Annotated in this window: 17 protein-coding genes; 10 read left to right on the plus strand and 7 right to left on the minus strand. The window is 41.5% G+C overall.

Annotation, left to right across the window (positions count from 1 at the left end):
• Nucleotides 1-5: 5 nt before the first annotated feature.
• Nucleotides 6-638, minus strand: coding sequence for a futalosine hydrolase (mqnB, locus tag HDC92_RS04820; RefSeq protein ID WP_015809950.1), 633 nt, complete (start codon nucleotides 636-638; stop codon nucleotides 6-8).
• A 72-nt stretch (nucleotides 639-710) separates the two neighbouring features.
• Between mqnB and HDC92_RS04825 the strand changes: the two genes are divergently transcribed.
• Genes HDC92_RS04825 through HDC92_RS04840 form a run of 4 tightly spaced genes read left to right on the plus strand, consistent with a single transcriptional unit; the run spans nucleotide 711 to nucleotide 6,467 of the window.
• Nucleotides 711-1,124 carry a 6-pyruvoyl trahydropterin synthase family protein gene (locus HDC92_RS04825; RefSeq protein ID WP_183872672.1) on the plus strand — a complete coding sequence of 138 codons (414 nt, stop codon included), beginning with the start codon at nucleotides 711-713 and terminating at the stop codon, nucleotides 1,122-1,124.
• A 9-nt stretch (nucleotides 1,125-1,133) separates the two neighbouring features.
• Nucleotides 1,134-1,766, plus strand: a complete 633-nt coding sequence (gene folE, locus HDC92_RS04830; protein WP_015809948.1) for a GTP cyclohydrolase I FolE — start codon at nucleotides 1,134-1,136, stop codon at nucleotides 1,764-1,766.
• Nucleotides 1,767-1,820: 54 nt separating this feature from the next.
• Nucleotides 1,821-2,699, plus strand: a complete 879-nt coding sequence (gene fabD, locus HDC92_RS04835) for an ACP S-malonyltransferase (RefSeq protein WP_183872674.1) — start codon at nucleotides 1,821-1,823, stop codon at nucleotides 2,697-2,699.
• A gap of 42 nt (nucleotides 2,700-2,741) precedes the next feature.
• The gene (locus HDC92_RS04840) at nucleotides 2,742-6,467 is read left to right on the plus strand and encodes a HAMP domain-containing sensor histidine kinase (RefSeq protein WP_317618083.1); all 3,726 of its coding nucleotides are present in this window, start codon (nucleotides 2,742-2,744) and stop codon (nucleotides 6,465-6,467) included.
• On the opposite strand, the gene HDC92_RS04845 is transcribed toward HDC92_RS04840, so the two are convergent.
• Nucleotides 6,459-7,367 carry a hypothetical protein gene (locus HDC92_RS04845; protein ID WP_015809945.1) on the minus strand — a complete coding sequence of 303 codons (909 nt, stop codon included), beginning with the start codon at nucleotides 7,365-7,367 and terminating at the stop codon, nucleotides 6,459-6,461. The genes HDC92_RS04840 and HDC92_RS04845 overlap by 9 nt on opposite strands.
• A 180-nt stretch (nucleotides 7,368-7,547) precedes the next feature.
• On the opposite strand from HDC92_RS04845, the gene HDC92_RS04850 reads away from it, so the two are divergent.
• Entirely contained in the window at nucleotides 7,548-9,107 is a 1,560-nt protein-coding gene (locus HDC92_RS04850) for a glycoside hydrolase family 10 protein (RefSeq protein ID WP_183872676.1), read from the plus strand.
• Nucleotides 9,108-9,168: 61 nt separating this feature from the next.
• Here HDC92_RS04850 and HDC92_RS04855 read toward each other — a convergent pair whose 3' ends face one another.
• From HDC92_RS04855 to nagB, 3 genes are all read right to left on the minus strand, one after another.
• Complete coding sequence (locus HDC92_RS04855; protein ID WP_183872679.1) at nucleotides 9,169-12,033, minus strand: M16 family metallopeptidase; 2,865 nt, start codon at nucleotides 12,031-12,033, stop codon at nucleotides 9,169-9,171.
• A 29-nt stretch (nucleotides 12,034-12,062) separates the two neighbouring features.
• On the minus strand, nucleotides 12,063-13,217 hold the full coding sequence (locus HDC92_RS04860) for an acyltransferase family protein (RefSeq protein ID WP_015809942.1): 1,155 nt from the start codon (nucleotides 13,215-13,217) through the stop codon (nucleotides 12,063-12,065).
• Between the two features lie 68 nt (nucleotides 13,218-13,285).
• Entirely contained in the window at nucleotides 13,286-15,205 is a 1,920-nt protein-coding gene (gene nagB, locus HDC92_RS04865) for a glucosamine-6-phosphate deaminase (protein WP_015809941.1), read from the minus strand.
• Nucleotides 15,206-15,378: 173 nt separating this feature from the next.
• On the opposite strand from nagB, the gene HDC92_RS04870 reads away from it, so the two are divergent.
• On the plus strand, nucleotides 15,379-16,578 hold the full coding sequence (locus tag HDC92_RS04870) for an anhydro-N-acetylmuramic acid kinase (RefSeq protein WP_183872681.1): 1,200 nt from the start codon (nucleotides 15,379-15,381) through the stop codon (nucleotides 16,576-16,578).
• Nucleotides 16,579-16,615: 37 nt separating this feature from the next.
• On the opposite strand, the gene HDC92_RS04875 is transcribed toward HDC92_RS04870, so the two are convergent.
• Nucleotides 16,616-17,362 carry a DeoR/GlpR family DNA-binding transcription regulator gene (locus tag HDC92_RS04875; RefSeq protein WP_015809939.1) on the minus strand — a complete coding sequence of 249 codons (747 nt, stop codon included), beginning with the start codon at nucleotides 17,360-17,362 and terminating at the stop codon, nucleotides 16,616-16,618.
• Between the two features lie 246 nt (nucleotides 17,363-17,608).
• Between HDC92_RS04875 and HDC92_RS04880 the strand changes: the two genes are divergently transcribed.
• Nucleotides 17,609-21,028 carry a SusC/RagA family TonB-linked outer membrane protein gene (locus tag HDC92_RS04880; RefSeq protein WP_015809938.1) on the plus strand — a complete coding sequence of 1,140 codons (3,420 nt, stop codon included), beginning with the start codon at nucleotides 17,609-17,611 and terminating at the stop codon, nucleotides 21,026-21,028.
• Nucleotides 21,029-21,039: 11 nt separating this feature from the next.
• A complete protein-coding gene (locus HDC92_RS04885; RefSeq protein WP_015809937.1) occupies nucleotides 21,040-22,878 on the plus strand; it encodes a RagB/SusD family nutrient uptake outer membrane protein in 1,839 nt (612 codons plus the stop codon).
• Between the two features lie 185 nt (nucleotides 22,879-23,063).
• Here HDC92_RS04885 and HDC92_RS04890 read toward each other — a convergent pair whose 3' ends face one another.
• Nucleotides 23,064-23,822, minus strand: coding sequence for a LuxR C-terminal-related transcriptional regulator (locus HDC92_RS04890; RefSeq protein WP_183872683.1), 759 nt, complete (start codon nucleotides 23,820-23,822; stop codon nucleotides 23,064-23,066).
• A gap of 202 nt (nucleotides 23,823-24,024) precedes the next feature.
• Here HDC92_RS04890 and HDC92_RS04895 point away from each other — a divergent pair, with 202 nt between their 5' ends.
• Together HDC92_RS04895 and HDC92_RS04900 are read left to right on the plus strand one after the other, a co-directional pair.
• Nucleotides 24,025-24,606 carry an RNA polymerase sigma factor gene (locus HDC92_RS04895; protein WP_183872685.1) on the plus strand — a complete coding sequence of 194 codons (582 nt, stop codon included), beginning with the start codon at nucleotides 24,025-24,027 and terminating at the stop codon, nucleotides 24,604-24,606.
• Between the two features lie 89 nt (nucleotides 24,607-24,695).
• On the plus strand, nucleotides 24,696-25,853 hold the full coding sequence (locus tag HDC92_RS04900; protein ID WP_183872687.1) for a FecR family protein: 1,158 nt from the start codon (nucleotides 24,696-24,698) through the stop codon (nucleotides 25,851-25,853).
• Nucleotides 25,854-26,066: the final 213 nt, after the last annotated feature.

Below are 26,066 nucleotides of genomic sequence, written 5' to 3' on the forward strand. Positions count from 1 at the left end.
ACCAGTTATGTATTTGTCAAAAAATCAATAGCCCATTTATTCAGTTCCTTTATGGCAAGGCCAATCTGCCAGCTTTCTTTATTTCTGCGTACTATATAATTCGAAATGCTGCGGATCTGAAGACAAGGCAGGGATGCCTGATGACAACAATATAGCACAGCGGCCCCTTCCATGCTCTCTGTTTGGGGGTTGGCTTGCTGAAGTACTTTTTTAATGCTGCTTTCGTTGCCGTGAACAAGGTTAACAGTAATGCCTTTTACCTTTTTAAGTTTTGTAACAGATGCATGCAACAGGTTATTTGCTGCAATAAAGTTAGCCTTACCAAAGCCAAGCTTTTCAATGCTCAGAAACTCATCTCCATCTTCGGCGCCCAGTTCCGTAAATTCATCACTCGTCACATTCACAACAGCTCCTAATGAAATGGCAGGGTCAAAAGTACCTGCAATACCCAGGTTCAAAACCAATTTGTAAGCCCCCGACAAGTGCTTGCCCAGCGCATAAGCCGTTGCCGTCATTCCTACACCTGTAATCAGCAGGTCAAAATCCGAAGTACGTACAAAATCCTTTTCAGGCAAATGGAAGTGTACTGCTAATAAAGCTATTTCCTGCCAGGTGGCAGCAACCACTAGAATCTTCATGATGGCTAAGTTAGAGATTTAACCTTTCTACTTTAACCTTTCTGCGTATATTTGTCAATAATATAACATAGAATGATTTATATAACCAGAAAAGCATCATTTAACGCAGCACATAAATTGTCAAGGCCCGATTGGACCGAAGCTCAGAATACAGAGGTCTATGGAAAATGTGCCAATCCAAACTGGCATGGGCATAACTATCAGTTGTATGTAACTGTTAAAGGAGAAATTAATCCTGAAACGGGATTTTTGGTAGATCTTAAATGGCTTAAAGACATTACCAATACTTATGTAGTAGATAAAATTGACCATAAAAACCTGAACCTGGATGTCGATTTTATGAAAGGCAAACTTGCTTCAACAGAAAATCTGGCTATTGCCATATGGGAAGAACTGGTAAACCTGATCGCCGAATCGGGAGCGCAGCTGCACAGTATAAAAATTTACGAGACTGAAAATAACTTTGTGGAATATTTCGGTCAATAATTGTACATAATGGATAATCATACAAATCATTTAGATGAGGAAGATAATGGCTATATAAAAATAGACCGTTATAACGAAGGCAAAATCGCTGCAGTTGCACATCATTATAAAGACATCCTTGGCCAGCTGGGGGAAGATCCAAACCGTGAAGGTTTAATAAAAACGCCTGAACGCGTAGCTAAGGCCTTACAATATTTAACACATGGTTATGACCTTAACCCTGCAGAGATATTGCGTTCAGCAATGTTTAAAGAAGATTACAGCCAGATGGTTGTGGTAAAGGATATAGAAGTTTTCTCTATGTGCGAACACCATATGCTCCCGTTTTTTGGTAAGGCCCATATTGCTTATATACCAAATGGGCACATTGTAGGCTTAAGTAAAATTCCGCGTATAGTTGATGCCTTTGCAAGAAGACTGCAGGTACAGGAGCGGCTTACCAATGAGATCAGAGATTGTATCCAGGATACGTTAATGCCAGCAGGCGTTGCAGTGGTGATAGAATGCAAGCACTTATGCATGGCAATGAGGGGCATACAAAAACAAAACTCAGTTACCACCACTTCGGCATTTACAGGGGAATTTGCAAAGGACAAAACAAGGGCAGAGTTTTTAAGATTGATCACAGCCAATCTTCACTAATTAAAAAATTACATCAACATAGGGCAAATAGCCTTCATTAAAATAAACCAACAGATGAAAGCATATATATTTCCAGGACAAGGGGCTCAGTTTTCGGGCATGGGTAAGGAACTTTACGAGAATGAAGCAGCGAGGATCTTGTTCGAGAAAGCAAATGAAATTATAGGTTTCCGGATTAGCGACATTATGTTTTCCGGTTCTGAAGAAGAGCTTAAACAAACAAAAGTTACACAGCCGGCCATATTTCTGCATTCTGTAATACTGGCTAAAACGCTGGGCGATGCATTTAATCCGGACATGGTAGCAGGCCACTCTTTAGGAGAGTTTTCGGCACTTGTAGCCGCTTCTGCCCTGTCTTTTGAGGATGGCCTTAAACTGGTCATTACAAGGGCCAATGCCATGCAGAAAGCATGTGAACTGGAACCCTCAACCATGGCCGCTATACTTGGTCTGGCTGATGAGGTCGTTGAAAATATTTGTCAGGAAATTGATGCGGTTGTTGTAGCTGCAAATTACAATTGTCCGGGACAGATCGTAATTTCAGGTAGTATTGAAGGTGTAGATCTGGCCTGCCAGAAACTGACTGAAGCGGGAGCAAAACGCGCATTGAAGCTCAATGTGGGAGGTGCCTTTCACTCTCCCTTAATGGAACCTGCAAGATTAGAACTTCAGGAAGCGATCGAAAAAGTAACCATTCAAGTGCCTGTTTGTCCAATTTATCAGAACGTTGACCCTGTGCCAAATACGGATCCTCAAAAAATAAAGGCCAACCTGATTACCCAGTTGACGGGTGCGGTGAAGTGGACGCAGACCATTGAGCGGATGATTGCGGATGGAGCGGATGAGTTTATTGAAGTTGGCCCGGGAAATGTATTACAAGGCCTGGTAAAAAAGGTGAGCAGGGCAGTGCAGACAAGTTCTGCCAGCAGTTAGCTCATAATGTTTTTATAATGAACACCTAAAAATATAACAAGCGTGAGTATAAGAGGTAAAATCAGATTTCTTTTATTGATACTGGGCGCTTGTTGTATCGTTACTGCTTTATCTTTAAAGCATTCTATTACTAAAAAAGAACTGCTTGCTTATGAGGCCCGTCAGCTTCAGGAAAAGCTAGAAGCTAAGGAGCGGATTGTCTATGATTTTTTATCAGATGATAAACAGGTAGAAAATGCCAAAAGGTATGACCAGGATGAAAACCATGGTTTAAACTTTATTAAAACTTACCGCAGCCAGGGTATTAACATTTTGGTATATAAAGAGGGGAACCTTAAATTCTGGAGCTCATTCCGGGCCTTTCCCTCAAATTTGCAGGGCATTAAAGAGGGAACCTCCGTGGTGACGTTGCGCAATGGCGTTTATGAAATTATAAAAAAGACCTCAGAAAATTATTCCATTATTTTTTTGATAGATATCAAAAGTCAGTTTGATATCCAGAACCAGTACCTGGAAAATATCATTTCCCGGCATCTTTGCCCTTCCAGCTCATTAACCCTTGCAACCTATGCAGACCGGGAAGTGTATGGTATAAGAAACATCAAGGGTGAACCTTTGTTCGAAGTTAAACTAAAACAGGGCTATTCCAAAAGTATCTACGCAACCATTGAAGTATGGCTTTGGGTAATAGGAATTTTCAGCTTTTGTCTGTTTTTCAATTCCCTTTCTGCCTGGTTGGTCAGAGCGGGGAGGCCAATTGCAGGTACCTTGTTGCTGATCCTGTTTTTTGTCGCCATTAGGGTAACAGATCTGGAATATGGGTGGTTTAACCATCAATTTAATTTGCAGATATTTAGCCCGACTATATTTGGAGAAAGCTTTTTCCTGCCTTCCCTGGGCGATTTCCTGCTCAATGTAATTGCCTTCACCTGGGTTGTAATGTTCATGTACACCTATAGTGATAAATTCAAGGTGCCGCAATGGCTATTGGACAGCAAAGTAGCCGGCCTGATCTTTCACCTGGTTTTATTAATTGCTTTTGCAGCATTGGCATTCTTGTTCGATCAGGTTTTTTTCGGATTTATCATCAATTCAAAAATAAATTTTAACATTACCAATATTATCAATCTTGGTTGGATCAGCTGGGTTAGTATCATCATTTTATGCCTGGTATGGTTTGATGTTTACCTGCTGGGCAATGTATTTATGCAGCAAACGCTGCAGCTTAATGTAACTAACCGCGAAAGACTTATCCTTTTTCTGTCTGCCTTTTTTGTCTACCTGATTTATAGGATGGATACAGGTTTTAGTATATTTTTCATCGCTTATGCCCTGCTCATCTTTATTATGGCATGGAATATCTATATCAGGAAAAAGAAATTTTCTATTGGCATATTTGCTGCACTCTTCTTTTGCCTGGCATTTATAACCTCTATCAAATATCTCAGGTTTACCGATGTTAAAGAAAAAAATAAAAGATATACTATTGCCCAAAAATTGGGCTCGACAGATGATCCTAAAGTGATCAGTTCTATCGAAAGCCTGGAAAAAGCCGTTTCTACAGATGTGTTTATTGCAGAATATTTTAAACAACCTAAGCTGGAGGAGACTTTTGATCTGCAAAAACATGTTAACAAAATATTGCTGGGTGGCTACCTTACCCAGTTTGAATATAATTTATATGAGTTTAACGGCCAGGATTCTGCAATTTCCAAAGAAAATCCGGTAGCTTTAAGCTATTATAAAAACCTGGTCCAATCCGGCTCTGTTAAAGTACCTGAATCAGATTTCTTTTACAGGATGAATTATACCTTTGGTTATCAGAACTATTTTGGTATCATCCCCATATTTGTTGACTACAGGATATTGGGTACATTGGTGATAGACCTTAAATCTCCGCAATATAATTTCAATAGCCAGCTTCCGGAGATACTGGCCGATGGCAGAATTAAAGGTGAGGATGATTATAGCAGTTATTCTTTTGCTTTCTACAATTCTGGTAAGCTGGTAAATCAATCAGGTAAATACACCTATAAACTTTCGAGTGTTGATTTTAAAGGTAAGGTAGGAAAGGGCGAAATCGTAACCGATACCCTGGGATACACACATCTGGTATATATGCCTGCCAGCTCAAAAATGATCGTGATCAGTAAAGAGAAAGTTTCTTATGTGGCCAGGCTGGCTACGCTGTCGTTTTTCTTTCTTGTTTTCATCATCTTTTCAATCACACTTTACGCCCTGATCTGGTTGCTGAAAAATATTGACGAAAGCTGGGGTAGCTGGTTCAATATCAACAGGTCACTCATGATCAATGCCAATAAGATTCTTTATAAAACCAGGATACAGTTCTCTATCGTACTTTCGGTTGTGGCTACCTTGGTGATCGTTGGCTGGACAACCTATTTTTACATCAGGGAAGAATATCGTAAACAGCAGGAAAATTTTATCAAAGAGAAAATCAGAAAGGTACAACTTTCTTACGAAAAGCAAATTTTTAGTATAGGAGTTATTCCTGAGGTTACGGACCAGAGCAATGCCGATTTTAATCAGTTTGCCAATATCAATGCTACATACCTGAACCTTTATGATACGGCCGGGAATGTGCGGTTTACCTCGATCCCCAAAATTTACGATTTTGGTATCATAGGTAAAAAAATGGGGCCCGAGGCTTATATCTACCTTAAAGCCCAGCAAAAATCTGAGTACATTAACCCTACAGAACATATTGGCGAGGACTTTAAATATGCCTCAGCTTATGCACCGATCCGAAATGCCCAAAATAAAACGATAGCCTATATCGGTTTACCTTATTATGCAAATGAAGCGGATTATCAGAGTAAAATAGGTCTTTTTATCAATACGCTGATCAATATTTATGCATTGGTGTTTGTAGCCATTGGTATCCTTGCTGTTTTTCTTGCCAACCAGATTACGAGTCCGCTAACTTTTATACAGGACAGCATCCGTAAAACCAAACTTGGGCAAAAAAACCAGCCCATTCAATGGTCCCGTCATGATGAGATCGGATCCCTGATAAAAGAGTACAATAAGATGATTGCTGCACTGGAAGAAAGTGCAGCTAAACTTGCCCGGTCCGAACGTGAAAGTGCATGGAGAGAAATGGCCAAACAGGTAGCCCATGAAATTAAAAACCCCCTGACGCCATTAAAGCTAGGGGTACAATTGCTTGAGAAATCCTGGAAAGAACAGGACCCAAATTTTGAAAAGAAATTTGAGCGGTTTAACAAATCATTTATTGAACAGATCGACAGCCTGTCTACCATTGCCTCTGAGTTTTCTAATTTTGCCAAAATGCCCGACACTAAGCTGGAAAAATTACAACTGTTGCCAATCATTGAACAAGCCAGGAATGTTTTTACCAATGCGGAAGATGCGGAAATCTATATTTTTAATCATACACGCATGGATATAGAGGTGCTTGGCGATAAGGACCAATTGCTGAGAACATTCAATAACCTGCTTAAAAATGGAATTGAGGCCGGCAATGCAAATGATAAATGTGTGATCAAGGTAAGGATCAACCACAATGATACGCATGTATTCATTGAAGTGGAAGACAATGGCAAGGGAATAGATCCTTACTTACAGGATAAAATATTTGTGCCCAATTTCACTACCAAATCATCTGGTACAGGCTTGGGCCTTGCATTTGTAAAACAGGCGGTAGAAAATGCAGGTGGTACGGTAGATTTTAAATCTGTAACAGGCATAGGAACTACATTTTATCTTAGTTTTCCCTTATCTTAAAAGGATTGAAGCTTTGCCCATTGTAAAGCCGTCAGTGTATAAAATAATGGAATAATTCCCTTTTATAAATTCATTTGGATTAATCCAGTCCATCTTATAGGCCGTATTGTCGTCATTATAGGATATAGAAGTAGATGAAGTATATTGCATTTCCTGTCCGTCTGCTTCAAACATATTATTTTCATCGGCAATCAGGTTTCCTGCCGGGTCAAAAATTCGGAGATAGATCTTATGATAGTTTTTTTCTGCCAGTTGATTGGGTACAATACTAAACCGCACACTTAGTTTTTTTGCTGTGCTGGCACGAGTCACCTCTATGTTCTTTCCATTGCTTTTTACTTTGTAGGCAGCAACCTGAACATTTGTAGCCTTTAGGGACGCGCCGGTTTTTACTTTGGCATTCAGTTCAGAATTCTTCCTGGCCAGGTCTTGCGCTTTGCGGCTTTCGGCATAAGCAAATTCTTTTAAACTGTCACGCTGGTTCTTTAAGTCTGCATTTTCTTTTTCCAGCCTGAAAATCTGATCGTTATGATTTTTAACAAATTCCCTCAGTTCCTGTACTTCCCTTTGTGCTGCTGCCAGTTTACCTTCTGTTAGCGAGCTCTTTTGTAAGGCTATTTTTAGCGCTGCGATCTTTTCCCTTGCTAACTTTTGCTCTTCCTGCAATTTATCACTCAACACCAAATTCAGGCCATTTGCTTTATCCAGCTCCACTTCTATCTTTTCTACCTCAAGCTTTAAACGGTCCTTCTCTGTACTTACAGTCACAAAACGCTGGTTCTGCTGCCTGTCATTAACATATAAATAAAGATTGGTACCTAATAATGCAACAATAACCACAACAAGAAAATAGATTTTATTGCGGTCACCTTTATTTACAATATCATTTTGGTTCGACATTTCTCTGGTCTAATCTAAAAACAATTTAAAAAAGGAGTAGAATTAATTGCACGGTTAAGTAAAAAAACACTCAATTTGTATGAGACTTTAAAAAAAATCGTTTAATTGGCAGATCAGCTATTGTACTGTAGACTGAAAACGACAAAATGAAACCAAAATTTTTATCTCTAATTGTAAAAGATGTTTAAACTCATAATCTATGCGCTATTAACAGTAATAATAACCCCTATTTCCCTAATAGCACAATCCCCATCAAAAATTGCTCCAAAAAGAGAGTTTAGAGGAGTTTGGGTTGCAACTGTTGCAAATATAGACTGGCCGTCTAAACCAGGTCTAAGCATTGATCAGCAAAAACAGGAACTCATAGGTCTGCTTGAACAACATAAAGCAAACGGGATGAATGCGATCATTTTACAGGTCAGACCTGCTGCTGATGCATTTTATTTAAAATCAAGAGAGCCCTGGAGCCAATGGTTGATGGGTAAACAGGGCATGGCACCGGCCCCCGGTTATGACCCGCTTGCTTTTGCCATTAAAGAAGCGCATTCCCGGGGTATGGAGCTCCATGCCTGGTTTAATCCTTACCGGGCAACGATGAGTGCAAGTGCAGTAGTGAGCCCGGACCACATGACCAGAAAAAGGCCGGACCTGTTTTTTGTATATGGCGGGAAAAAACAATTTGACCCTGGAATCCCTGAGGTTAGGGAGTACATTGTTCAGGTAATTCTTGATGTAGTAAAAGGCTATGATGTAGACGGAATTCATTTTGACGACTATTTTTATCCCTATAAGATTGCCGGACAGAACATTAATGATGCTGCAACATTTAATAAATACCCTAATGGTTTTAGCAATATTGCCGACTGGCGCCGTAACAATGTGGATTTGCTGATCAAACAGCTGGACGATAGCATTCATCATTATAAAAAATATGTGAAGTTTGGTGTGAGCCCATTTGGTATCTGGAAAAACCTTTCTGAGGACAGTTTGGGCTCGGCTACCAATGGACTATCCAATTACGCAGAATTATATGCAGATTCCCGGAAATGGGTAAAAGAAGGCTGGGTTGATTATATCAACCCCCAGGTTTACTTTAGCTTTACCAGAAGGGCTGCACCCTTTGCCACTATCGCAGATTGGTGGACAAACAATGCTTTCGGAAGGCACGTTTATATTGGTCATGGTGCTTACCTGATCCATAATGGCAGTACCAGAAAAGAAGCGGCCTGGGCTTTTCCTAACCAGATCCCCAACCAGATCAGGCATATACGTGGGAGCAATCTGATCCAGGGTAGTGTCTTTTTTAGTTCCAAGTCATTCTCAACGGTTGCGCGGGCTCTTGGAGATTCATTGAGAAACAATTACTACAAGTATCCGGCACTCCCCCCTCAAATGCCCTGGCTTGATGATGTCGTGCCGAATCAACCGCTTAACCTTAACGCTGAAGCGCATGCCGATGGGGTTCATCTGAAATGGGAAAGGCCGTTAAAAGCAAGCGATGGTGAAACAGCTTCGGGCTATGTTATTTATCGTTTTAATGAGGGAGAGAAAATCGATGTGCTGGATGCGAGGAATATAATGAGGATCAGCTTTGAAGATTTTCCCAGCTTTATAGATACTAATGTAGAACGGGGGAAAAGGTACAATTACATGGTTACTGCATTGGACAGGTTAAAAAATGAAAGTGAACCCAGTGGTCCTGTTGGCGTGCAGACAAAAGAGCTGGCCAGTGTAGAATAAAAAATACATCTCGATAAGAGGAGAGACCTCTCCTCTTATCGAGATGATGATCGTATTTTCTTTATTTCTGTGGCAGTAATACCAAACGAATATAGTTGTCTTCGTTTAAATACTTTTGCGCTGTTGCCCTGGTAGTTTCTACAGTAACATTGTTTATTCTTTGCTGGGCGTCCAGTAATTGTGTAAGAGCTTCTCCGTTCTTCAAACGGTTGGTCAGGTAGCTCAGCCAGTAACTATTGTCACGCAGGCTCAGCTCTATCTGGCGCTGTTCTTCCGATTTAAACTTGCTGATGTCATCTGCAGTTGCGCCACTATCTTTAATCTGTTTAACCTCATCTAATGCGGCTCCAATCAGTTTTTCAACATTGGCTGTGGCACAGCTAAAAGAAATGGTAAAATAATAATGGGCTTTTGGGTATTTCTTGATGCTCAGCCCAACCCTGGGACTATAAACGCCGCTTTCCTTTTCACGCAGGCGTTCGAGTATTTTTATCTCAAGTGCCGCTTTTAATGCCTCCAGCTGTACATTGTTTTGGGCATTAAACTCATAATCCCCATGCAGATACAGTTCAACCGAAGCTTTATCTTCTAGTCCTTTGTAAACAGTTTTACTTACTTTTCCAAGGGGAGGGTATATTCCGTTGTCGACAAAGTTATGTGCCTGCCCTGAGGCTGGTAAACTGGCAATATAAGTTTCAATCAGGGGCTTAATGGTTTCCATATTAAAAGCGCCCACAATTACAAAAGTTTGCCCGCTGTTATCTGCAAACAGGTTCTTATAAAAATTAAAACTTTCATCTAGCGAGATTTTGTCTAGGTCAGACAAATTTGTAGGCATGCCCCGTTTGTGATAAGAAGATAATACTGCCTGCACAGTATCTGCAAAAACGCTTCCGGGATCAGCGCTTTTATTGGCCAGTACTACTTTATAATCGCTGATGCTCTTGTTAAAGAGCTCCGCATCTTTACGTGGATTTGTAGCATAGGCATATACCATTTGAAAAGCTGTTTCCAGATCTTTGGGCGATGCGCTGCCACGATAGCCCTGGTATAAACCATCTATATAAGCACCGCCCCTTCCTGTATTCCCAGCAAGAAGCTTGTTCAGTTGCGAAGGGTTAAAGTCGCCCACACCACTTTGCGGAATGAGGCCAACTGTTTCGGCTGACTGGAAATTGGCGTCTGTAGCCAATGAGGTGCCCCCTTTAGAAAAAGAACTGAAAATGATCTGGTCATTTTTGAAATCTGTTGGTTTCAGTAACACTTTGATGCCATTGCTTAAGGTCAGTTCTGTAACGCCGATCTGATCTATTTTCTGTTCATTAACAATCTTTCCGGCAGCAGGTTTTTGCTCCAGCAAAGGTTTGTTTAAGGAATTGTCTACATAAGCAGTTACGCCATTGCCAGCATTTTTTAAGGCAGCAAGCAATTGCACCTCAGTAGGCAGGCTTGCTTTTTCTTTTTCGGGTGCCTGTACAATAATGATTAGGTTTTCTGTAGTGATCAGTGTTTTTGCAAGTGCATTTACCTGTTCCAGTGTAATTTCTCCAACCAGCTTATTCGTCAGTTCATAAGCAAATTCAGTAGAAGGGATGCTGGTGCCTGTCAGAAAATTGTTAAGGTATTTCTGTACAAATGAGGAGGAAGCTGTTTTGTCTTTTTCTTTTAACCTTTTTTCGTTTCCGGCAAGGATGTTTTTTCTGGCTACATCCAGTTCAGACTGCAAAAAGCCGTATTTGCTCATCCTTTCATTCTCGGCAAGTACAGCAGTCAGTGCTTTTTCTAGTGTAGCTCCCGAACTTGAAACGGCAAATGATTGAAAAGCATTGATACCTGGGACCAGGCCGCCCTGGTATGGACCGTATCCGCTTTGTGCCTGGATAAAAGGTGCATTGCCTTTTTGCATGATCTCCTGCAGCCTTGCCCCCAACATGCTGTTGATCATATTGTACATCAGACTTTTTTTGTAATCGGCAGAGGTTTTCATAATCCTGCCCCGTTGTTTGTACATTACTTGTGCAACATTATATTGCTGCTCCGGATCGGTGATTATTTTTACCAGCGGAGCTATATTGTCAGGAAGATCATAAGCCACACGAGGTCTTGGGTTTAGAGGATTGGTCAGTTCAGAAAAATTTGCTTTGATCAGCCGTTCTACTTCGTTTACGTCGAAATCGCCTACTGCAATTACAGCCTGCAGATTTGGCCGGTACCAATCCTTATAAAAATTTCTGATCTTATCATGTGTAAAAGAATGCAAGATGTCTAATTTACCAATAGGTAAACGGTTGGCATAGCGGGAGTCTTTTAAGAGCAGGGGAAGCAATTGCTTACTCATGCGCTCTTTGGCATTTTTACCACGCTGACGGTCTTCTTCTACAATCACACCACGTTCTTTATCAATTTCATCTCCTTCCATTACAATTTTACCCGCCCAGTTGGCCAAAATTTTGAAACCATTCTTAAATACAGCTACACTATCTGTAGGAATAGGCAGTTGGTAAACGGTCTGATCAAAACTTGTGTAGGCGTTCAGATCGGCCCCAAAACGTACACCTGCCTTTTGCAGATAATTGATCATTTCGTTTTTAGGGAAATCTTTTGTGCCGTTAAAGGCCATGTGTTCCGTAAAGTGGGCAAGTCCTTGCTGGTCGTCATTTTCCATCAGCGAACCAATCCGGGTAGCCAGATATAATTCTGCCCTGTTCTTAGGTTCTGTATTTTTCCTGATGTAGTAGGTAAGACCGTTTGCCAGTTTACCAATTTTTACATCAGGGTCATTGGGAATTGGTGTTCCCTCATTTTTTTGCGTAGCAACAGCTATTGTTTTTTTAGCGGTTACAGTTTTCTTTTGTGGATACGCTGGTGCATAAAATGATAAATTCAGCACCAGGCATATCGCAAGGATATTAAAAGGTTTTTTCATGAAAAAAGGTTCAATTAGTTGCGGCTAATTTAAACTTTTATAATGATTTTTTTGTTGTACATCACCCATAGAATCACAAGCCAGAACAAAATAAAACTAATGGCCCAGGCCAGCGAGGCATTGATGGGCGAAAAAGATGCCGCAAAGCCTGAATACAACCAGGACTGAAGGTTCATATCCGATCCGTTGGACCCCTTAACTGTAATCATGCGGAATATTCTGGGGATCAGACCGGATAAAAAGAAAACCGTAATTGCATTTACTCCATATACCACAAATGGCTTGGTAAAACGGTTGTATTGCTGAACGTCGATGATCCAATAACATAAAGAGAGGATCATCGTGGCCAGGCCACCTGTATAAAGTACAAATGAACTGGTCCATAAAGATTTATTGATCGGGAACTGAAGGTCCCAAAGCAGGCCTAAAGCTACAGCGGCACATCCTGTACAAAACAACCAGGAAATTTTTGTTGCGGCATCCACATCTTTGCGCTTTAAATACACGCCAACCAAGATTCCAAACAGTCCGGTTGCAATAGCGGGCAGGGTACTCAGTATACCTTCCGGATCCCATGTTTTGGCCGATTTCCATAAATGGGCTTCTGTAAGGATGCTCCTGTCCAGCCAGGCCCCTAGATTGGTTTCTTTCTCCAGGTTGGCATAGCCGACCCCGGGTACCGGAATAAAGGTCATTAAAGCCCAGTAAACGGCCAGTATAGCTAATAAAATTTTAAAGATATTTTTCTCTGTGTTTTTAAGGAAGATAATGGCTGAAATCAAGAACACTACCGCAATACGTTGCAATACACCCGGAATGCGTACCTGTTGAAACGCTTCAAGAGGTGCTGTAAAAACTTTAGGGAAAAGGGATAAAAACAAACCCAGTCCGAATAGGATCGATGCCCTTTTTAAGGCCTTAACAATAGTTTTACCATGAGATGAAGGATCGGCTTTTTTACCGCCCATTGCATAGGCGATAGACACCCCCACAATAAACAGGAAAAATGGAAAAATCAGGTCTGTTGGCGTACAGCCATTCCATTCAGCATGTTCAAGCGGGGCATAAATATGGCCCCAGTCTCCGGGATTATTAACCAGGATCATCGCGGCAACGGTAGCACCCCTGAAAAAATCAAGGGATAATAATCTTACTGGCTTATCCAGGGCTGTTTGAGCTGTCATAAAAATGATTTTAAACAAAAAATCCGCTATCGCCTAAGCAATAGCGGATATAAATATAATAAATATAACTAAAACTTATAGCGGACAAAAGCTTCCATCGCTTCATATTCTGCCAAACCTAAACTGTCATAAGCCTGAGCGGTTTCTCTGTTCCTGTCTTCGGCACGTTGCCAGAATTCCCTTGCATCATCACCAGGGAATACTGCCCTGTCTTTTTGAGACTGGTGTTTGAAAATAGCAAATTTCTTGCGTTCAACTTCCTGCGGACTAAGCGGCACGGCCATTTCAATTTCATAGGTCTCAAACTCCTGCCACGCGCCGCGGTACATCCATAACCAGCAATCTTTAACCCAGGCCTCCGTTTTCGAAAGGCGTCTTAAGGCTTCCAGAATGATGTTAAAACAAACAATGTGTGTACCATGCGGATCCTCAAAGTCACCAGCAGCAAATACCTGGTGTGGTTTTACCTTTTGCAGTAGCTCCATGGTCAATACCACATCCGCATCGGTAACCGGGTTCTTCTGGCTTTTGCCGCTTTCATAAAATGGCAATGCCATGAAATGAATGTGGTCGTCTGCCAAACCACAATAACGTGCGCCGGCAATGGCTTCACCTTTTCTGATCAGCCCTTTTACCGTTTGTATTTCTGGTGTGTCGATCTGGTTGGGTTTCTTTTGCTCAATAAAAGAACGCATGTTTTGATACAGTTTCTTTAACTCAGCTGTTTCAAGCCCCATTTTCTCTGAGAAATCGATGTTAAACTCTACAAAACGCAGGGCATCATCATCCCATACTGCGGTATTACCCGAAGTTTGGTACGCTACATGTACATCTTGTTGCTGATCTACCAGGCGTATAAATGTCCCGCCCATAGAGATCACATCATCATCAGGATGTGGAGAGAAAATGATAGAGCGTTTTTTAGCAGGCTCTGCTCTTTCCGGTCTTTGTGAGTCATCTGCATTAGGTTTACCACCCGGCCAGCCCGTAATGGTATGTTGCAGTTTATTAAATATATGAATATTGATGTTGTAAACAGGGCCCTGTTCAACAGCAAGCTGTGCCATACCGTTATTGTTGTAGTCATCTTCGGTAAGTTTGAGCACGGGTTTTTTAAGCGTATTGGCTAGCCAGATCACCGCTTTCCTGGTCAGCTTTTCATCCCAGATGCAATCCTTAACCAACCATGGTGTATCAAAACGTGTCAGCAAGGAAGCGGCATCTTTATCTAAAATAAATTCAACATTATCAGATAGCTGTAAATAGGTCGCTGGTACCTCACTCGAGATTTCTCCTTCAACGGTCTTCTTAATAATGGGTGCCTTTTTCTTGTTCCAGGCCATCAGAATGATTTCCCTGGCTTTAAAAATGGTACCTACCCCCATGGTAATAGCTTTTGTGGGAACAAAAGATTTACCGCCAAAATCTCTGGCCGCATCACGTCTGGTCAGGTCGTCCAGTGTAACCAGGCGTGTTCCTGAGTTAGGTGCAGAGCCAGGTTCGTTGAATCCGATGTGACCTGTACGTCCGATACCGAGGATCTGTATGTCCAGTCCTCCAAGGTCTCCAATCTTTTTCTCATAATTCAGGCAAAATGCAGGGATCTCCTCTAAGCTCAATGTACCATCAGGAATGTTTACGTTTTTCTTATCGATATCGATATGATCAAACAGATTTTCATTCATGAAAGTAACATAGCTCTGTGCAGCGTTCGGTTGCATAGGGTAGTACTCATCAAGGTTAAACGTTACTACGTTTTTAAAACTTAAACCCTCCTCCCGGTGCATTCTAACCAGCTCAGCATACACAGCAATAGGGGTTGCGCCTGTAGCCAAACCCAAAACTGCCTGGGCATTGTTTTTTTGTTTTTCTTTAATGAGGTTCCCGATCCGGTGGGCAACACTTAAAGATGCTTCTTTGGGGTTTTCAAAGACAGAAACAGGCAGTTTTTCAAAGCGAGTTTCTTCCAGAAGATTTAATCTAGCCATTTTTTGTTCTTAAATTTTGTACGGAGCAGTAAATATAGGTACTCTGCTGACTTTATCAAATTTTTTAAGAAGTATATCCCACTTATTTATCGGAGGTTTTGCTGCGCAAACGGTTGAAAAGAAATAGAAAACCATTTTCGTTTGTTACCTTGCGGTAGAAAAATGTTTACAAAATGAACGCAACCTGGGAAAAGTTTTTTCAAATTATTCAGCAGCCGGAACGGTTAATCATAGGCCTCATGTCGGGTACTTCAATGGACGGCTTAGATATTGCTTTATGTGCAGTGAGAGGTAGCGGAACGGCAACCCAGGTAAGACTGGTAGAATTTAAAACAGTTTCCTATAGTAATGAATTTAAGGCGGAGGTAAAATCTATTTTTTCAAAAAGGGATGCTGATCTGCAAATGGTATGCCTGATGAACGAGAAGGTAGGTTTGCTGCATGCTGAAATGATTCTTGAGGCCATTGCTTCCTGGGGTTTAAAGCCATCAGATATTGATGTAATAGCGAGCCATGGGCAGACGATTTTTCATGCGCCGAAATCTTTGCATAGACTGGATGATTATCCGAATGCAACTTTGCAAATAGGGGACGGCGATCATATTGCGGTTAAAACAGGTATCATTACCATTGCCGATTTCAGGCAAAAACATATCGCCGCTGGCGGAGAGGGGGCACCTTTGGCTGTTTATGGGGATTACCTGCTTTTTTCTAAAAAAGGAGAAGACCGCATTATGCTTAATATAGGTGGCATTGCCAATTTTACCTATTTGCCGGGCGACAATGATGCGGCTAAGGTTTTTTCGACTGACGTAGGGCCCGGAAATACATTGATGGACCAGTTTGTACAGCAACATTATAAAGGCTTGTATTATGATGGGGATGCCCGGATTGCGAGTGCTGGAATGGTAAACGAACAGCTTTTAGCAGAGCTGATGCAATCCGAATTTCTGCACGCAGGCTTTCCTAAAACAACAGGTCCGGAACTTTTTAACCTCGAATATCTGGCGCAGGCACAGGCAAGGTCTAAAACAGAACATATCAGTAAAGAAGATATTATGGCTACGCTCTGCAGGTTTTCTGCTGATGTGATCATCAATGCCATTGAAAAATGTTTCGGAAAAGCAGAAACACCTTCAATCTTTATCAGTGGCGGAGGTATGCATAACCCATTGTTGTTGAAACAGCTTAAAACAGCGCTTAACAATGCCAGTTTCTTTTCAACAGATGAACTGGAAATAAATCCCGATGCCAAGGAAGCCGTACTTTTTGCCGTCCTGGCAAATGAAACCATGGTTGGCGGTAAAACCAATTTTGGGGATAGGGAAGGCGTGCCTTCAGTATTTATGGGAAAAGTTTGTTTGCCAGAATAGTCATTTCTGAGTAAAATATTTGGTTAGATAGCCGATTTTAATGTATCTGTAAAGTCTTCACCCTATATGGATTAAGTTCTATTGCTTCAGGTTCAAGCTCTGTGATCAGGTAGTCTATATTTTCTAATGAAGCGACCTTTAATCTTAATGAGATGTTCAGTTTTTCTGAAATACACAGAATTGCTGCTCTTTTTGAGGAACTGAAAATGGCTTTTTTAAGCTGATTGATTTCCCAGTCTGTATCAGTTAATCCATCTTGCGGGTGTATGGCACTGGTTCCCAGCAGGCAAAGATCGGCATTGATCTCCGAGAGCTGGTTGATGACATGGCCCCCATAAGTTACCTGCGAATTTTTGGAAAATAAACCTCCTATAAGAATAACTTCAACTCTGGTATACTTAGATAGCTCTATAGCTACAAAAGGACTAATGGTAAAAAATGTAGCAGTTAAATTTTCTGGTAAGCGTTTTACCAACTCTATAATGGATGTTCCGCCCCCGGTCAGGATCACCATCCCATCCTTGATGAGCTGTAACGTCTTTTTAGCAATAATGATTTTAGCGTCTTTCGCATAAACTTCGCTGTCGTCAAAAGAAGATTGGTAAGACTTGGACAGTGCACCGCCATGAACTTTTGAAAGCTGTCCCCATTCTGCCAACTCCTGGAGGTCCCGTCGGATCGTATCCTCTGAAACGTTTAATAACTGTACAAGATCTGATGTGAGTACGCGGTTATGCAAATTGATCTGGCGCATCACAAAATCATGGCGTTCCTTTTTAAGCATTGGTTTAATTTTTTGGCTAAAATGGTTAAAATTTCGTATATAAAACCTGCACGTGTTTTTGCGTGTTTTTGCAGAGTTTGTCCGGCTTTCGATAAAAATATTTGTATTTTAAGATAAAAATAGTATTATATTTTGTAATAATGTGAAAACTATTTATGATATTTATTCTAGGTTTTGTTTTTATGCATGTAATTGCGTGTTTTAAAAATCAGACCAGCTAATGCTAACTAAACTAAAAAAGCTTTTATGAAAAGAAAACTACTATTACTTTTTGTGGGCATTTCTTTGTTGTTTACGCAAACGTTTGCGCAACAAATTACAGTAACCGGTATGGTTACGTCATCAGGTGACGGGTTGCCCATACCCGGAGCTTCTGTAAAAATTAAAGGAACCCAGATTGGTACCCAGACCAAAGCTAGCGGAACCTATTCTATCAGTGCAAAAAAAGGAGATGTACTGGTCTTCTCTTACATCGGCTCCTTAACACAGGAAAGAACAGTTAGCGGGACAACTCTTAATGTAGTCCTTAGAGAAGATGACAAGGCGCTTAATGAAATTGTTGTGGTGGGTTATGGTACGCAAAGGAAAGCAAACCTGACCGGTGCAGTTACTTCTATCGATGTAAATAAGACCCTTTCTGGGCGGCCTATTGCTGACGTTGGAAGAGCGTTGCAGGGGGTTGCGTCAGGATTAAGTGTGGTTGTTCCAAGCGGAGAGGTAGGTTCAGATCCGCTGATTAAGATCAGGGGGCAGATTGGATCATTCAGAGGTACCGCACAGCCATTAATTTTATTGGATAACGTTGAGATACCCAGTATTCAATTGGTTAACCCTGCTGATATTGCCAGTATTTCTGTGTTAAAGGATGCTGCTGCTTCATCTATTTATGGTGCCAAAGCCGCATTTGGGGTAATACTGATCACTACAAAGACAGGCTCAGGCTCTGACAAGCCTACCATCACTTATACCAATAACTTTTCTTTCCAGAATCCATGGAAAGACCTGAGGATGGGTGAGGTTAGTGCCTTAAAATATACGGTGGATGCTGCTGAGCGTATTGGCACATTTACACCTACAGGAGCATTTTATTATGTAGATCGTGCCAGCTATCAAAAAGCAGTAGAATGGCAGAATAAGTATGGGGGTACAATAGGTTCCAATGATCCTACAGTTTTTGGAAGAGATTGGTACGTGCAGGGGCCAGATAACCAGAAGATGGGGGTGAGGACCTATAATCCATACGACTTGATGGTTAAAGAGTGGGCGCCAACCCAGCAGCATAACCTGTCAATTGGTGGTACCACAGGTAAAACCAGTTACAATATTGGCTTGGCTGCATTGAACCAGAGCGGTATGATGAAACCTGCCAAATCGGATAAATTTACCCGGTACAATGGTTCGGTAAAAGTTTCAAGTGAACTTAACGATTACGTTACGGTTCGTGGAGGAGCTATTTTCTCTCAAAGAAACAAGGAGTATGCCTATATCACCAACTCTACTACCGCCGATCCATGGTTGTATCTTTACCGTTGGGGCCCGTTATATCCGTTTGGTAATGATGAAAATGGAGACCCGATACGAAGCCCTGCAAGCGAAGCTGCCGCGGCCAATACAGCCAATATTCTGCAAACTTATTTTAACGCGAATGCGGGTGCTACAGTTAACATCACAAAAAACTGGAAAGTAGATTTTGATTACACCTATTCCAGACAAGATACAGCCTGGCGGCGTCCGGGTACCAGGTATACTGCCAGAAACTCCTGGGTTGCGCCCAGAGCCAGGGTAGATGCAAGTGGACAACCTGTTTATGTGAACTCAGAGGGCCAGGTAGTGTCTAGTACTACTCCTGGTGCTATCCGTGCATTTGATCTTTTAAAAGAAACTTATACTGCTTCAGGATCTAACCCGGACCACATGTACAGATTTGTGGGTAACTGGTATAGCCATACGATTAATGCTTTTACTACTTATAACCTGAAATTAAAGGAAGACCACGATTTTAAATTTATATTAGGTTTAAACCGGGTTGCTGTTACCAATGAGTCGCAGTTTACGCAGATTACAAACCTTACAGATATCTCAAATCCTCAGTTTAATTTCGCGGCAGGTACCACTACAGGTGGGGGAAATTTGTATAAGGAGGCGCAACTTGGCTATTTTGGCCGTGTCAATTATGCCTTCAAAAATAAATACCTTTTGGAAGCCAACTTACGTTATGATGGAACCTCTAAGTTTCCGCGTGACTTATGGTGGCGGTGGTTTCCATCTTTCTCTGCAGGATGGGTAGCCAGCGAAGAACAATTTATGGAGTGGGCTAAACCTTCCCTGTCTATGTTAAAGGTAAGGGGCTCCTGGGGTTCTATCGGAGATCAGACCGTGTCTCCGGGCTTGTACATCTCTCAAATGCCTAATGGACTTTCTAACTGGATCAGTGGCGGAATACGTGCACCTTTTGTTGGAACGCCAACAGCCGTACAGTCTTCTATTACATGGCAGGATATTGAAACTAAGAATCTTGGTCTGGACCTGGGCTTCTTTAATAATAGTTTGACTGCAACTGTTGATGTTTATCAGCGGAAAACAAAAAATGCCATTGTTCCTAAGGAAGGGATCCCGCTTACTTTTGGTGTGACTGCGCCGGTTGGTAATTATGGGGAGTTAAGTACTAAAGGTTTAGAATTGGCTGTTGAATATAACCATAAGTTTGGAAATGGTGTTGGAATTAATGTCCAGGCCAATTATACGGATGCAAAAACTACCATTACCAAGTATGGTACGCTTACCGGGGTGAATGACAATTATGTAGGCCGAACCATTGGTGACATCTGGGGATACCGCACAGATCGGTTGTTTCAACTGAGCGACTTTGACCTGGATGCCAACGGAAAGCCTCAGTTGATTACTTTAACTGCTGCTGAAAGTGCTTTGAATGCTGGTAAAAAAGCTTATAAATTAAAACCTGGGCCTAATGGTGAGAAGCCGGTTTATCAGCCATTTCTGCAAACCTCTTCAAACTTTTATTTTGGACCTGGGGATGTTAAGTTTGTGGATGTAAATGGGGATGGTGAAATCAGCAATGGAAAAGGATTGCTGGCTGATCATGGCGACCAGGAGATTATTGGTAATGCCAATCCCAGATATGAATATGGTTTCAGATTAGGGGCCGACTATAAAGGATTTGACATCAGTGCTTTCTTCCAGGGTGTAGGCAGTCGTAAGATCTGGGGAGATGGGTTCCTGGCCATTCCTGGCTATAACTCTTCTGATGGTGCAATGCCGGCAGCCTTTTCTGAAAATTACTGGACTCCAGAAAATACCGGTGCTTTTTATCCGGCAGCCTATAATAACGGAGCTAGTAATAACGCAAATAACATGCAGATTCAGGATCGGTACCTGTTAAATATGGCTTATCTGAGGCTTAAAAACTTAACATTGGGTTATTCATTCCCGCCTGCTTTATTGAAAAAGATAAGTTTAAGCTCGCTTAGGGTATATGCAGCTGTAGAGAACTTAATCACATGGGATAAACTTGGAGATCTGCCTATCGATCCGGAAGCGATCAACGGTTATTCTATGTGGAACATTTCCAATTATAACTCGGGTCGTACAGCCACAGGGGTACCTGCTTTTAAAAGTATATCGTTTGGTGTTCAATTAAACTTTTAATACATAGAGATATGAGATATTTTAGATATATATATAGCCTGGTTACAGTAACAGTTTTATTTGTTTCTTGTAATAAAGAGGTTTTAGACAGACCTCCACAGTCTTCTTACAGAAATGATAATTTCTGGAGAAACGAAGATGATCTTCGTTTGTATGCCAATGGTTTTTATGCCAATTATTTTAATGGATATAATACCAGTTTTACTGTTGATTATACACCGGTAAGGGGATACACATTTTCAGATGACCTGACCAGTAAAAACGTACAGGCAGCTTTTGAAAGCAGTGTGCCAACTACAAGAGGATCTACATCCGAAGTTGCAGATTGGTTAGGTACGTATGCGGGCCCTACCTGGGATTTCGCCTGGGTCCGTAAGGCGAATCTGTTCCTTAACCGGATAGATAATGTTACCAAGCCAAATCTTTCTGATGATGCCTATAAACACTGGACTGCGGTGGCAAGGTTTTTCCGTGCATATGAATACTGCCGTTTGGTAAGTGTGTTTGGGGATGTGCCTTATTTTGATAAGGATATTGAAGAGAGTGACCTGCCTACCATGTACAAAGACCGAGATGATCGTGGTTTGGTTATGGACAAAGTATACGACGACTTCAAATATGTAATGGCAAATATGCGTGAAAGCGATTTGAATGTGCAGAACCTGAACAGGTACGTTGCGGCTTCTTTTATATCCAGATTCATGTTGTTTGAGGGAACTTTTCAGCACTATCATAACCTGGATGCGGCAAGGGCAAAAAAATACCTGGAGTTTGCAGTGGAGGCGGGGAATTATGTGATGGCGGGAAAATGGACATTTGGCAGTGATTATAAAGCCTTGTTCTCTTCAGATAACCTGTCAGGTAACCCCGAAGTTATTTTTTATAGAACATACGATGCTGGTTTGGGTATCATGCATTCCATTGGCTCCTATAATAATGGCACAGAGGTGCCGGGTGTAGATGCGAACCTGGTGTTTATTAAGTCGTTTATTGTTAATGACGGTAAGGTATGGCAAAATTCGGCAGTGCCTAATGCAAGTTCATTTGCCATTGCTGATCTGGTAAAAACCAGAGACCCAAGGTTTGAAGCTTCATTTATTGACAGGGCGCTAGGAACTTCAGCAACGTTATTGTATAGTTTTAAATATGCATCCAGAGAGGCCATTACCTATATTGGTAAGAGTTATCCCGCTGCCTGGGGCAGTAATACCAATACCAGTGATGCGCCTGTAATGCGCTTAGGTGAGGTGGTATTGAACTGGATAGAAGCAAAGGCTGAACTGGCAACCTATTACGGTGGTGCTGCAGTTGGCCAGGGTGATATCGATAAATCAATTAATGCCATTCGCAACCGTCCGGTAGATGCTGTTGCTGTTGGAAAAGGCGTGGTAAAAACAGCGCCGTTAAGTTTGGCCGCTTTGCCTACTGATCCTGCACGTGATGGAGATGTACCAGCTTTAATCTGGGAAATTCGTAGGGAAAGAAGAATGGAGCTGATGTTGGAACATTCGCGTTTACTTGATCTGAAGCGTTGGAAAAAATTGAGTAATATGAACTTTACCAATCCTGATTACTTAATGGGACCATGGGTAAATGTTCAGGCAGAGGTTCCTGCTTTTCTGACTGCAGCAAATGCGACTGCAAAAACAGTAAAAGTAAGAAAGCTGGACGGAACTGTTGTTACGTATGATGGCACCAATGCGGCCGCAATGGTGGGTTTCTGGATGGTAACCGGCGCAGCGAATAGAAATGCTTTTACCGATCGTGCTTATCTTGCCCCGGTTGGGCAAACGCAGATTGTTCAGTATCAGGAAAAAGGTTATAAATTAACGCAGACCAAGTTGTGGTAATCCCTGTTTTTTGTTAATGCTTGAAATGAGGGTGCCTGGGAAGGCACCCTTTTTTGTTTGACCTGCCGGCAGCTTTGGTCAGCCCTGGTTATGCCTTGGTTCGGCCTTTCCTTCGGAAAAAGGTGCTTTTTGTGAGCAAAGGCCGAATCATCCCCGAACAAAGGTACAAGATGCCCTATTTGTCATTAATAAATCAGGCCCTGTATCACACTCTTACTGATCAGCTCGGCTGTATTTTTACAATTGGATTTCATCAAAATGTTTTTCCGGTGTTTTTTGACCGTTAGTACCGCGATGAACAGATTTTCAGCAATTTCATTGTTGTTCAGCCCCTGAGCAATCAACCTGATAATTTCCATCTCCCGTCTGGAAAAAACTGGCAGGTCATGAATGGATTTGTCCAAAGACATATCCATAAACGAAGGTTCCCCGTTTAAACCAATCAATGAGATTTGGCGGGTATTGAACTTACTGAGGTGGTCTATCCGGGTGTGGATGTTCAATGACTTTCCTGAGCGCCCGTTCTCGTCCAGTGTGAGCAGCAAAGCCTGGTGATTAAGCAGCACATATTCTCCGTTTTTCATCCTGCTTCTAAAACTATAGCTCATTTTATAACTAAGCAATCTCTCAGGAGGGATCTTTTCCTGAAAAAACCGGTGAAGAAAAGACTCTGCATTGGCAACAAATTCTATATCATCCGGATGGATCGTGTTTAATATATCATCAAAAGTCACCGTTTGCGGATTCAGGCCATGTATATCGGCAATTGAATGACTGACATGAGAAAGTACCATGTCATAAAAATCAATGATATAATAATAGAATGGTCCGGTGCTGACAATGGAATTGGTTAAGTCATCGAAACTGATTTTTGGAGCATCTGTGTTTTGAAAAGCCCTGCTAGACATCCAAACATCATGAAGTTTTTGTAGATCGGTATTCATTTAATCCTGAATAATATTTTCAGCTACTAATTAACTCAATAATGTGCAATAGTCAAAAAAAAGAAACAGGCCAGGGGCGATGATCGCCTTTTTTGTTGTAAATAATGTGGTTAGTACTAATTGTTACCAACTTATAGGAATTTATGTATACACTTGCTGAAAAATTTCTGTAATTTTATATACAAGGGAAATAAATATCATCATGGCTGCTTATAGCGGATATACTGATCAGGAACTGACGGCTTTACTAAAAGGCGGAGACAAAACTGCGTTTACTGCAATTTATGAGCGGTATCATAGTTTGTTGTATGTGTATGCACACAAGAAACTGCACGATAAACAAGAATCTCAGGATATTATACAAGAAGTGCTGATTGCGCTATGGAATAAACGTATAGATTTTTCTGTTGATATTTCATTGAAATCTTACCTGTTTACTGCGGTGCGGAATAAAGCACTGGATTTGTTTGCGCATAAAAAAGTAGAAGCCAGGTATCTGGCTTCGTTGCAGGGCTTTATAGCTATTTCAACAGAATCGTCTGATTTTCTGGTGCGCGAGAAAGATCTGTCATCTTTGATAGCGCGGGAAATCCAGGCTTTACCACCAAAAATGCGCGAGATATTTGAATTGAGCCGGAAGGATAAGCTTACGCATAAACAGATAGCGAAGGTTTTGAATATTTCTGAACATACGGTGGCTACACAAATGAAAAGAGCATTGAAAGTCCTGCGGTTGCGTTTAGGATTGGTGGTTTGGATAGCGATGTTACTTTTTTATAAATAGTAATGTAATTATTTTTCATCTCCTTGTACCCATACCCTATACCCTTTGCCGTCTTAGTAATATGAAAGCGAAAAGTGCTTTTACTATTTATGAAAGAAGCTGAGGAATTACTTACAAAATACAGAACCGGATTGTGCACACCTGAAGAAGTGCAGCTGCTGCAAAAGTGGTTTCACCATTTAGGAGAAGAGGAGATGTCGGAGTTAAGTGCGGAAGACCTTATAGCAGCCAGGCTGAAGTTTGAAAGAAATATAACAGGCTCAATACTGCCTTCACAGGGTTATAAACTGTGGCCTCGCATTGCCATAGCTGCCGCTGCGGTAGCAGCCATTGTTTTCGGGGTGTTCTTTTTTAAAGCGCCAGTTACTCCTGAACCAGGGTCAGGTTCTGCAAACTATACAAATGACATTGCCCCGGGTAAAAACACCGCAACCCTTACCCTTGCCAATGGTAAAACCATAATCCTAAGCGATGTTAAAACCGGGGTAATTGTTGCAGGGAACAGTTTGAAGTACAATGATGGTACGGAAGTTTTGTCGTCATCTCGACAGAGCGAAGCGACGAGAGATCTCTCACATTCGTTCGAGATGACGGTAATCACCCCTAGGGGTGGAACTTATCAGGTGCGTTTGCCTGATGGCACCAAGGTTTGGCTAAACGCCGCATCGAGTTTAACCTATTATGCACCGCTAATTGAGCGTGGCGGAGTAAGAAAAGTTGAACTGAGCGGCGAAGCCTACTTTGAAGTATTTAAGAATAAAAATCAACCCTTTGTAGTAATTGCCAAAAATTTGACAACAACAGTGCTGGGCACACACTTTAACATTAGTGCTTATGAGGATGAGCCAAGTATAAAAGCCACTTTACTTGAAGGAAGCGTGAAGGTATCGTCATCTCGACAGCGCGCAGCGACGGGATACCCTAATGCGGTTGCTATTTTAAAACCAAACCAGCAAGCTATTTTAACCAACAACACTATTAATTGCGTACAAGTAGATGCAAATGCTACTGTAGACTGGAAAAACGGGGAGTTTATATTCAAGGATGAACGCATTGAAAACATTATGCGTAAGGTGGCCAGGTGGTACGATGTAGAGGTTGTATATGCAAAAGATGCGCCTAAGGATATTGAATTGGGGGGTGTTGTGTCCCGTTCAAGGAATGTATCGGCAGTATTAAAAATGATGGAGCTAACCAACCGGGTTAAATTTAAAATTGAGGGCAAGACAATTTATGTTTCGCGGTAAAAAAGGAAATACAATTAACAGATTATAAACCAATTAAAAAGCGATGAGAGAATGATGAGATTCGATTACGACCACAGAAAGAATCCCTGAGGGGCTTTGATGGCACAAAAAAACCAGATCCCTGTTACCGGAACCTGGTTAAGTTTGGCCTGAAATAATAAATTATATCAACTGACCAGCAATGTCTCCGTCTTCGAAAACTTAAGACAAAGC

The sequence above is a fragment of the Pedobacter sp. AK017 genome (genome assembly GCF_014200825.1).
GTDB classification, from domain to species: domain Bacteria; phylum Bacteroidota; class Bacteroidia; order Sphingobacteriales; family Sphingobacteriaceae; genus Pedobacter; species Pedobacter heparinus.